Raw genomic sequence first — 9,912 nt, 5'->3', positions numbered from 1 at the left:
GGATGTCCGAGAACTCTCCGCCCCCTGCCGACCTGCGGGCCTGGCTCTGGCTGCTGATCGCGTCGACGCTGCTGATGGTCGGGTACTTCACGCTGCCCCTGGAGTGGCTCGGCGAGCGCCGGCCGCTGCTGAGCTGGCTGGTGTTCGCGGGCGCGCTGGTCGGGCTGACCTGGCTGATGCTGGCCAAGATCGTCGGGGTGATGCGGGGGACGGCCAAGCGGCCGGTGGTCTGGCTGGCCTTCCTCATCTTCCTGGCGATGACCATCTTCGCGGGGACGTACTACGTGCTGGGCGCAAACAAGCCGGAGTTCGCCGGGCTGGAGACCCGGCTGGACGCGCTGTACTTCACCGTGGTGACGATGGCGACGGTCGGGTACGGGGACATCACCCCGGCCGGGCAGACGGCGCGCCTCGTGGTGGTGCTGCAGATCGGGTACAACTTCGTGTTCCTCGCGGCGGCGGCCGGAACGGCGTCCCGGGCGGCCCGGGGGAACGTGGAGCGACGGATCCGACGGCAGGACTGAGGCCGGCGCGGACGGCAACGGACGTCCGCCCGGCACCCCTGCGGCCACCCCGTCGACAAATCTTTCCGACGATTCGTCAAAATCCTTCAGTTCTTTGATGGTTGGCTCCGAACCGGCCGCCTCGTCGAGGGCTGCGGGCCGCCCACCGGCACCCGGCCGACACCACGCTCCGGCCGACCGGGCTGCCCGGATCCGCGAGGACGCCGTACCCGTAAAGTGACCTCACGAAATTCTCATGTTTTCGCTCGGCCGGACGACGCGTTCCGCGGCGGCCAGGGAGACGAAGAAGTCCGGGAGGGTCCGTGGAAGGTCATGAGGTACGCAAGCTCGCCGAGCTCGAGGACCGGCACTGGTGGTACAAGGAGCGGCGGATACTGCTGGGCCGGGAGCTCGCCAAGTTCAGCAAGGCCGGCACCGCGCTGGACATCGGGGCCGCGGGCGGTGGCAACACCCGGGTGCTGAGGGCGAACGGGTGGAAGCCGATCGCGATCGAGTACGGGGAGGAGGGCGCCCAGGTGGCCCGCGACCGCGGGCTCACCGTGATGCGGGCCGACGCCCGCAGGCTCCCGGTCGCCGACGGCGCGATCGACCTGGTGGTCGCCTTCGACGTGCTGGAGCACATCGAGGAGGACGACGCGGCGATGGCCGAGATCCACCGGGTGCTGCGCCCCGGCGGGGTGGCACTCATCGCGGTGCCGAGCGACATGAGGCTCTGGTCGGCGCACGACGTCGCGGTCGGCCACGTCCGCCGCTACACCCGCGACACCCTGCGCGAGGTGATCGTCGGCAGCGGCTTCACCATGGAGACCCTGGACAGCTGGAACGTCCTGCTCCGTCCGGCCGCCGCCTGGCGCCGGAAGAAGAGCACCGGCAGCGACCTGGACGACGTTCCGGCCTTCATCAACACCGCGCTCAGCACGGTGATCGCCGCCGAGCGCTACCTGCCCGTCCAGGGCCTGCCGGGCGTCTCCCTGCTGACCCGGGCCCGCAAGCCCGTCACCGCCGCCAGGTAGGCGCCACCGGGGTTTCCGTCGGCCCCTTGCCGCGCAAGGGGCCGACGGGCGTGCGCCCCGACGTTTCCGCCGGCCGGTCGGCGGGGCCTCCGCTGCACGGGAAGTCGGCCGGGCCGACTTCCCGTGCCTTCGGATGCCGGGGCCGCCGTGGTCGGTGCGGTCGGTGTGGTCGGTGCGGTCGGTGCGGTCGGTGTGGTCGGCCCACAGCACTGTCCACAGGCTGTGGACAGTGCTGTGCACTCAGGATGGAACCCTCACCCGCGGCGAAGGACGCGAATCCGCCTCCGCGAAGCCGGTAGCCGACGGCCGGAGCCGGTAGCCGGTAGCCGGTGACAGGCGGCCGGGCCCGTCAGTCGTCCTGGAGGTCGACGGCGGTGTGCAGGGTGGCGAACAGGGCCGAGAGGCGGGCGTTCCAGTTGGCGTACGTCGGGACGTCGATGGCGTGCTTCTTGCCCATGTCCTTGACCACCTTCTGGGCGTTCTTGAGCTCCTGCGCGGCGTCGTCCGGGTTGCCCTCGTTGAGGCGCGCGGCAGTGGTGTCGAGGATCCTCAACAGGTCGGTCTGCTTGTCCCGCTCCCTGCCGACCTGGGCCTGGGCGACGGCCTGGCGGAAGGCCTGGATCTGCAGCGCTGCCGGCTGGTTGCGCGGGACGGCCTGGGTGGGGGCCGGGGGCGCGGACGGCGCCGCCGAGCTGGTGGTGGGCGCCGCCGAGCCCGCGGAGGCCTTCGGGGTGGGCGTCGTGACCGGGGCGGTGGACGGGGCGGTGGCCGCGGCGGGCTTGGCGGCGGCCGCGTTGCCGGCCGGCTCGTCGAAGGCGGTGAGGGCGAGCGCGGTGACGCCGGCCAGGCCCGCCACGCCCAACGCCCCGAACACCAGCGGCTTCCGCCGGCTGCGGGCAGGCGCGGGCGCGTTCCCGGGCCTTGGGACCGGGACGTAGGCGGGAGCCGCCGGGGCGGGTATCGGCGCCATCACCGAGGTGGCGGCCGGCGGCTGGGGCGGCAGCACCGTGGTGTGCTGCTGGTTCGGCGCCGGGAAGTGCGGCACCGGCGGCAGCAGCTGGGTGGCGGCCCCGCCCGCGTTCGCGAGCAGCTCCGCCGTCGGGTCGGCGACCATCAGCCCCGGTACGGTGCCGAGGAGTTCGGCCCGGGCGGTGGCCGCGTCGGCCGGGCGGTCGACCGGGTTCTTGGCCAGCAGCCGCAGCACCGCCGCGTCCAGCGCGGGCGGCAGGCCCTGGCGGCGGGCGGACGGCGGCAGCGGCTGCTCGCTGACGTGCTTGAAGGCGATCGCCACCGGGGTTTCGGCGGTGAACGGGGTCGCGCCGGTGAGCATCTCGGTCAGCACGCAGCCGACCGCGTACAGGTCCGTCCGCCCGTCCAGTTCCGAGGCGGTGGCCTGTTCGGGCGAGAGGTAGGCGGCCGTGCCGAGCACGCTCGCGGTCTGGGTCAGGTTGCTGGAGGAACCGGCCCTGGCGATGCCGAAGTCGACGACCTTCACCCCGCCGTCATCGGTGATCATGATGTTCCCGGGCTTGATGTCCCGGTGCACCAGCCCGGCCGCGTGCGCGACCGACAGCGCCTCGCAGACCGCCGCCGCGATGCCCACGGCGCGCTCCACCGGCAGCGCCTGCTGCTCCGCCAGCAGGGCGGCCAGCGAACGGCCGTTGACCAGCTCCATGACGATGAACGGGGTGCCCTGGTCCACGCCCGAGTCGAAGACCATGACGATCCTCGGGTGCGCCAGCATGGCCGCGTGCTGCGCCTCGCGGCTGAAGCGCTCGGCGAAGCGGGGGTCGTCGGCGAGTCCGCCGTTGAGGACCTTGACGGCCACCTGACGGCCCAGCACCCGGTCCGTCCCGCGCCAGACGGTGGCCATGCCGCCGACGCCGAGCAAGTCGACGAGTTCGTAACGCCCGTTCAGCGCCCGTCCGATCACCTGGAGCTCCCCTCACGTGCCCTGCCCGGGGTCCCGGGCCGCCTCGTGCACCTGTGCACGATAGCCGCACCGCCGAACGCGCCGACCAGGGGCGGAGGGGGCGTTCTCGCGGTTGGCGGCGGAGCGCGGGGTGGGGCGGTTGGTGCTGTTGTCGGGGCGTGGTGAGGAGGCCGCGGAGGCGGGGGAGAAGGCGGTGATGGAGTCGGGGGCCGCGTGGACGGTGGTGCGGTGTGCGTGGTTCAACCAGAACTTCAGTGAGTCGTTCTTCCTGGAGCCGGTGCTGGCGGGGGAGTTGGCGTTGCCGGTGGGCGGTGCGGTGGAGCCGTTCGTGGACGTGGAGGACATCGCGGACGTGGCGGTGGCGGCGTTGACGGAGGCGGGGCACGCGGGGGAGGTGTACGAGTTGACGGGGCCGCGGCTGCTGTCGTTCGCGGACGTGGCGGTGGAGTTGTCGGGGGCGACGGGGCGTGAGGTGCGGTTCGAGGCGGTGTCGGAGGAGGTGTACCGGGGGGTGCTGGAGGCGGCGGGGCTGCCGGCGGACTTCGCGGAGCTGTTCTCGGTGATCCTGGACGGCCGCAACGCCTCGCTGGGCGACGGTGTGCGGCGTGCGCTGGGGCGTGAGCCGCGGGACTTCGCCGACTACGCCCGCGAGGCCGCCGCCTCCGGCGTGTGGAACGCGTGAGCCGACCCGTCCGGGCGGCTCCGACCGGCCGCCTGCGGGCGGGCGTTGGTCGATAATCCGAACGGACTCTGGAGGTCTGGTCATGACGGACGGTACGACGATCTGGTCGACCGAGCACGGGCTCCGCGCCCTGCCCGAGCAGCTCAAGGGCTTCGGCCTGATGCACGTGGCGATGCGCCGGGACGCGGCACGGCTGACCGCCGTGGCGCAGCGCGGCGCGGCGGGCTCCTCCGCGGCGCTCGCGGAGTGGTTCGGGCGGCTGCGCTCGGTGATCGACTGGCACCACCACAGCGAGGACGAGATCCTCTGGCCGTACCTGCGCGGCCGGGTGGCGGGCTTCGACGGCAGCGGGGTCCTGGAGGAGGACCACGAGGCGCTGGACGCCTCGATGCGGCGGGTGGCCGGGGTGCTGGGCTCCGGCCTGCGGGCCGAACTCCCCGAGGCGGCCCGGGCGTTCGAGAGCCTGGTGCGCGAGCACCTGCGGCACGAGGAGCCGGTGGTCTTCCCGGCACTGGCCGGCCTGTCGGTGGACGAGTACCTGCGGGTCGAGCGCCGGATCATCGGGAGCGCGCCGACCCAGGTGATGACCTACCTCCAGCCCTGGATGTTCGACGGCGCGGACGCGGCCTCGGTCCGGGCGGTCTCGGCGACCATCCCGGCCCCGGTGCGGCTGCTCGGTCGGACGGTCCTGGACCGGCGGTACCGGCGCGGCCTGGACCCGGTGCTCTGAGGAGGCCGGGAACCTCGCCCCTCGGCCCCGGGCGCGGCACCGCGGCACGCGGCACGTGCCCCGCCGGGGAACGGGGTTCCGGTTGTCGCGGTTTCGTTGCGCGGCTCGCCGCACGGTGGGCGGTGTCGAGTGTTCCACGTTCGCCGGCGCCGCACTGCGCGGAGCCGGAAGAGTGAGAGGGTCCTGAGATGCGTTCGGATCAGACCGCGGTTCCGCTGTCGTACACGGCGCCGTCTGCCATCGGGGGTGCGGGGGTGGGGAGTTCCGTGCAGAGCGTCGGACAGAGCCGGGCCGCGGGTCCGCTGCTGGCGGGTGCCACCGTCGCGATGGGCCTGATGGCCGGGCTGTTCTTCGCCTTCGACGTGTCGGTGATGCCGGGCCTGGCGGCCGGGGACGACCGTACCTACGTGACGGCGATGCAGCACATCAACAAGTCGATCGAGAACGGGCTGTTCGGCCTGGTCTTCGTCGGCGCCTTCGCGGCGACCGGCCTGGCGGCCTGGCTGCTGCACAAGGCCGGCCGGCGCCGGGCGGCGCTGTGGGCGGCCCTGGCGACGGCGCTGTACGTGGTGGCGCTGATCGTCACCATGGGCGTCAACATCCCGCTCAACAACGAGCTGGCGGCGGCCGGCGACCCGTCGCAGATCCACGACTTCGCCGCCGTGCGGGCCAGGTTCGCGGACAGTTGGGTGCCGGCGAACATGCTCCGCACGGCGCTCTGCACGGGCGGGCTGCTCGCCCTGACCCGCTCCCTGGTGCTGCACGGCCGCGGCGCCCGCTGAGCCCCGCCCGTCCCGCGTACCGCCGCTGTGCCCGTCCGCCTCGTGCGGGCGGGCACACGCGCGTTCCCGGGCCGTGCGTCCGCCCCTGCCCACGGGCCGTCGGACCCGGTAGGTGCGCGGGGGCGTGCGCCGGTGCGCCGGGTCGGTGCGTTCTCCCAATTCACTTGGTGAGACCCCGAGTTGGCGAACCGGCCGGATGTGGTGGAGCATAGGCCGGGCCCGGTCTGTTGCGGTGCGCTTGCGCCGCGGCCGAGGCGCCGTTCGACTGCTGGGGGAGGAGGCGGTTCCGGTGAATCCGGCGGAACGTCCGTTTCTGGTCCGGGGGAAGGCGGTCCCCCTGGCCAGATACCTGGCGGAGGCGGACATCGAGGGCCTGGTGGCCTGCTCGTGCATCGGGAACGAAGTCAGCATCGACCTCGCGGACACCAGGATCCTGGTGAGCCTGGTCGACGTCGCCGACGTGGTGCGGCTCAACTTCGACATGGTCCAGGACGGCCCGGCCAAGCCCCGCTCCTGGTCGCGCCGGCTGCCCGCCGGCACCGGCCCGCGCGAGATCGCGTCCCGGATAGCGCTGGACGTGCGGGCCCTGGAACGCGAACTCGCGCCGCTGCGGCTGCGTCCGCCCCGGGCGACGCCGACGGTGACGCCGCCGCGGCAACACCGTCCGGGCTGACCACCCGGCGGGCGGGAACCGGCCCGGGTCCGGCGGCGGAGGCGCTGCCGGGCCCGGGCTCCGCGCTGTCCCGGTCGGGCCGGCGGCCCCATGGGGAGCGGAAGTCGCTTCCGGCCATCCGGAGCTCACCCTCCCACTTGTCGCGCGTAGAAACGTTCTTCCGCCGTACGTCTGGCCGTTGCCCGATGCGCCCGGTAGGGATCTGGTGGCGCTGTTAGAACCGCAGCGCCCGACCTTTCTTGTCCGTGGTCACACCGCCGGGCCGCGAGCCCGGACGGTGGTCAGGAGGAGCCTCATGCGGAGCACCTTGAATCCCCGGATCACCCCGAGAGCGGCGCGAGTGCGGCGCCGGACGCCGGCGGCGGTCTCCGCCGCGGCCGTGGTGGCGGCGCTGGTGGCGCTGCCCGGCGGCGTTGCGCAGGCGGCGTCGCCCGACATCGTGATCAGCCAGGTGTACGGCGGCGGCGGCAACTCCGGTGCCCCGTACGCCAACGACTTCGTCGAGCTGTACAACCGCGGCACCACGCCGGTGTCGGTCACCGGCTGGACGGTGCAGTACGCCTCGGCCACCGGGTCCAGCTGGTCGCGGACCACCCTCTCCGGGACGATCGCGCCCGGCCACTACTTCCTCGTCCAGGAGGCCGCCGGGGCCGGCACCGGCGCCGCGCTGCCGACGGCGGACGCCACCGGCACGATCGCGATGTCCGCGACCTCCGGCAAGATCGCCCTCGTCACCAACGGCACGGCGCTGACCTGCGCCACCGGCTGCGCGACCCAGTCCGGGGTGAAGGACTTCGTCGGCTACGGCAGCGGCGCCGGCTCCGCCGAGGGCTCGCCGACCGGCAACCTGTCGAACGGCACCGCGGCCCTGCGCGCGGGCGGCGGCGCCACCGACACCGACAACAACGCGACGGACTTCGTGATCGGCTCGCCCGCGCCGCGCAACTCCTCCACCGGCGGGGGCGGAAACCCCGGCGGCACCCGCATCCACGACATCCAGGGCGCCGCCCGGGTCTCCCCGCTGGCCGGCAGCGCGGTCAGCGCCGTGCCCGGCGTGGTGACGGCCGTCGGCCCCAACGGCTTCTGGTACCAGGACCCGCAGCCCGACAACGACCCCGGCACCAGCGAGGGCGTCTACGTCTACACCTCCGGCGCGCCCTCGGTCGCGGTCGGGGACTCGGTCACGGTGAGTGCCACCGTCAGCCAGTTCCGCCCGGGCGGCACCGGCGGCACCACCAACCTGTCGATCACCGAACTGACCGCGCCCGCCGTCACGGTGGTCGCCCACAACGCGCCGCTGCCCGCCGCCACCCTGGTCGGCCAGGGCGGGCGGGTGCCCCCGTCCGCGGTCATCTCCGGCGTCACCTCCGGCGACGTCGAGACCGCGGGGAACTACCAGCCCGCCACCGACGGCCTGGACTTCTGGGAGTCCCTGGAGGGCATGCGGGTCGAGATCGACGACGCGGCCGTGGTCGGCCCCACCAACAAGTACGGCGAGCTCTCCGTCGTCCCGCAGGGCAGCGGCACCCGCACCAACCGGGGCGGCATCCTGCTGCAGGCGAACGACGGCAACCCGGAGCGGGTCGTCCTCGGGAAGGCGCTCGCCCCCACCCCGACCGCCAACGTCGGCGACACCCTGACCGGCGCCACCGTCGGCGTGCTCGACTACGCCTTCGGCAACTTCACCCTCCAGGTCACCGCGACCCCGACGGTCACTGCCGGCACCACCGCCCCCGAGGTCACCGCCGCGCCGACGGCCGGCCAGCTCGCCGTCGCGACCTTCAACGTGGAGAACCTCGCCCCGTCCGACCCGCAGAGCAAGTTCGACGGCCTCGCGGCGGGCATCGTCACCAACCTGCGCTCGCCCGACCTGGTCGCCCTGGAGGAGATCCAGGACAACAGCGGCGCCACCAGCGACGGCACGGTGAGCGCCACCCAGACCCTGGCCAAGCTCACCGCGGCCGTCACCGCGGCCGGCGGCCCCTCCTACTCCTACCGCGAGATCGACCCGGTGGACGGCCAGGACGGCGGGCAGCCCGGCGGCAACATCCGCCAGGTGTTCCTGTACCGCACCGACCGCGGCCTCTCCTTCACCGACCGCCCCGGCGCCGGCTCCACCACCGCCGACTCCGTGGTGAACGCGGGCGGCACGCCGCAGCTGGCCTACTCGCCCGGACGGATCGACCCGGCCAACGCGGCGTTCAACTCCAGCCGCAAGCCGCTCGCCGGAGAGTTCCGCTGGAACGGCAAGCCGGTCTTCGTGATCGCCAACCACTTCAACTCCAAGGGCGGCGACCAGCCCCTCTTCGGCCGCTACCAGCAGCCGGCCCGCCCCTCGGAGAGCCAGCGCCACGACCAGGCGACCGTGGTGAAGGACTTCACCGACCGGATCCTGGCCGTGGACCCGAAGGCCTCGGTCATCGTGCTCGGCGACCTCAACGACTTCGAGTTCTCCCAGACCGCCGACATCCTCACCGCCGGCGGCTCGCTCACCGACCTGCCGCGCACCCTGCCGCTGCCCGAGCGCTACACCTACGTGTACGAGGGCAACTCGCAGGTGCTGGACCACATCCTGATCTCCGGCGCGCTCGCGGCCACCGCGTACAGCTACGACATCGTGCACATCAACAGCGAGTTCAGCACGCAGCTCAGCGACCACGACCCGCAGGTGGTGCGGATCCCGCTGCCGTAGTGGGCCCGACGAACGGTGCCGGTCTCCCCGTGGTTCGGGGAGACCGGCACCGTTCGTCGGGGCGGGAACGCTAGCCGAGCAGCAGGAACTTGGTGGACGGGGTGTTCCGGTAGGTGCTGCAGTCGGTGTTCTGGGTGGTCGTGCTGTACGTGAAGCCGTAGGGGACGTCACAGGCCCAGAGGCCGCTGTACGGCTTGCGGAGGTGGAAGGCGTTGGACTGGCCGCCGCCCGTGGTGAGGTTGCAGGCGGTGCCCCAGACGAGGTAGTCGTAGGTGAACTCCGGGGTGCCCACGCAGGCGACCAGGCCGTCGACCGGCTTGCGCAGGTGGTACTGGTTGGACTGCACGCCGCTGATCTGGCTGCAGGCGAGACCCCAGGTGATGTTGTCGTAGACGAAGCCGGGCGTGCTCCGACAGGCCGTCAGGCCGTCGTAGGGGGTCCGCAGGTGGAACTGCGGCGAGTTCCAGCTGCCGCCGCCGCTGCAGCTGCGGTTCATCGACACCTGGTCGTAGACGTACCCGGCCGGGACCTCGCAGGCCCAGGAGCCGTCGAGGCTGGTGGTGGTGGCCTTCGCGGGGGTCGCGGCGACCGCGCCCGAGAGCAGGAGGGCGAGGGCGGCCAGTGCGGCGAGCAGCAGGCGGGCGAAGCGGGTGTGCGCGTGTGCGGTGGGCATGGTTCTCCCAGGGTCGTGGCCGGAGCCGAGGCTCGGCGCGGGAACAACGGGACATGCGGTACCGTGCGGGCCGGCAAAGGGAGTTGCGGCCCGTCGAAGGTTTTAGCACGGCGTCGTCACGGCCGCCTCACGAACCGCTCGACTCGGGTGGATGTTGTGAAGCCCCGACGGAACCCCGCCCCGGCCCCTTGAGTTCCAGGGGCCGGGGCG

Annotated in this window: 9 protein-coding genes; 7 read left to right on the top strand and 2 right to left on the bottom strand. The window is 73.1% G+C overall.

Translation table 11 applies throughout. The features are described 5' to 3' along the window. A partial coding sequence (locus ACIQOV_RS12475; RefSeq protein WP_401047904.1) for an ion channel occupies positions 1 to 524 on the top strand: 524 nt, incomplete at its 5' end. Between the two features lie 302 nt (positions 525 to 826). Beyond that, entirely contained in the window at positions 827 to 1,537 is a 711-nt protein-coding gene (locus ACIQOV_RS12470) for a class I SAM-dependent methyltransferase (RefSeq protein ID WP_359910346.1), read from the top strand. 349 nt (positions 1,538 to 1,886) lie between these two features. Here the strand turns inward: ACIQOV_RS12470 and ACIQOV_RS12465 are convergent, their stop codons facing one another. Further along, positions 1,887 to 3,470, bottom strand: coding sequence for a protein kinase (locus ACIQOV_RS12465; RefSeq protein WP_401047901.1), 1,584 nt, complete (start codon positions 3,468 to 3,470; stop codon positions 1,887 to 1,889). Between the two features lie 139 nt (positions 3,471 to 3,609). On the opposite strand from ACIQOV_RS12465, the gene ACIQOV_RS12460 reads away from it, so the two are divergent. From ACIQOV_RS12460 to ACIQOV_RS12440, 5 genes are all read left to right on the top strand, one after another. Continuing rightward, positions 3,610 to 4,152 carry a hypothetical protein gene (locus ACIQOV_RS12460; protein ID WP_401047898.1) on the top strand — a complete coding sequence of 181 codons (543 nt, stop codon included), beginning with the start codon at positions 3,610 to 3,612 and terminating at the stop codon, positions 4,150 to 4,152. 82 nt (positions 4,153 to 4,234) lie between these two features. Further along, positions 4,235 to 4,882 carry a hemerythrin domain-containing protein gene (locus tag ACIQOV_RS12455; RefSeq protein WP_387690349.1) on the top strand — a complete coding sequence of 216 codons (648 nt, stop codon included), beginning with the start codon at positions 4,235 to 4,237 and terminating at the stop codon, positions 4,880 to 4,882. 266 nt (positions 4,883 to 5,148) lie between these two features. Continuing rightward, on the top strand, positions 5,149 to 5,664 hold the full coding sequence (locus tag ACIQOV_RS12450; RefSeq protein ID WP_401047895.1) for a DUF1772 domain-containing protein: 516 nt from the start codon (positions 5,149 to 5,151) through the stop codon (positions 5,662 to 5,664). Positions 5,665 to 5,953: 289 nt separating this feature from the next. Then, positions 5,954 to 6,337: a hypothetical protein gene (locus tag ACIQOV_RS12445; RefSeq protein ID WP_359915173.1), complete on the top strand. Its 384-nt coding sequence runs from the start codon at positions 5,954 to 5,956 to the stop codon at positions 6,335 to 6,337. 295 nt (positions 6,338 to 6,632) lie between these two features. After that, complete coding sequence (locus ACIQOV_RS12440; protein ID WP_401047892.1) at positions 6,633 to 9,029, top strand: lamin tail domain-containing protein; 2,397 nt, start codon at positions 6,633 to 6,635, stop codon at positions 9,027 to 9,029. Between the two features lie 70 nt (positions 9,030 to 9,099). Here the strand turns inward: ACIQOV_RS12440 and ACIQOV_RS12435 are convergent, their stop codons facing one another. Further along, positions 9,100 to 9,702: a hypothetical protein gene (locus tag ACIQOV_RS12435; RefSeq protein ID WP_401047890.1), complete on the bottom strand. Its 603-nt coding sequence runs from the start codon at positions 9,700 to 9,702 to the stop codon at positions 9,100 to 9,102. Positions 9,703 to 9,912 lie beyond the last annotated feature (210 nt).

The organism is Kitasatospora sp. NPDC091257 (assembly GCF_044757675.1).
Taxonomy (GTDB): domain Bacteria; phylum Actinomycetota; class Actinomycetes; order Streptomycetales; family Streptomycetaceae; genus Kitasatospora; species Kitasatospora lactacystinica.
Note: the sequence above shows the minus strand (reverse complement) of the source record. Positions and strands in the feature narration are given on the sequence as shown.

What these genes read in the sequence shown, in the direction of transcription:
- ACIQOV_RS12455 (WP_387690349.1), top strand. Translation starts at nt 4,235, where the DNA reads ATGACGGACGGTACGACGATCTGGTCGACCGAGCACGGGCTCCGCGCC.
- ACIQOV_RS12435 (WP_401047890.1), bottom strand. Translation starts at nt 9,702, where the DNA reads ATGCCCACCGCACACGCGCACACCCGCTTCGCCCGCCTGCTGCTCGCC.
- ACIQOV_RS12440 (WP_401047892.1), top strand. Translation starts at nt 6,633, where the DNA reads ATGCGGAGCACCTTGAATCCCCGGATCACCCCGAGAGCGGCGCGAGTG.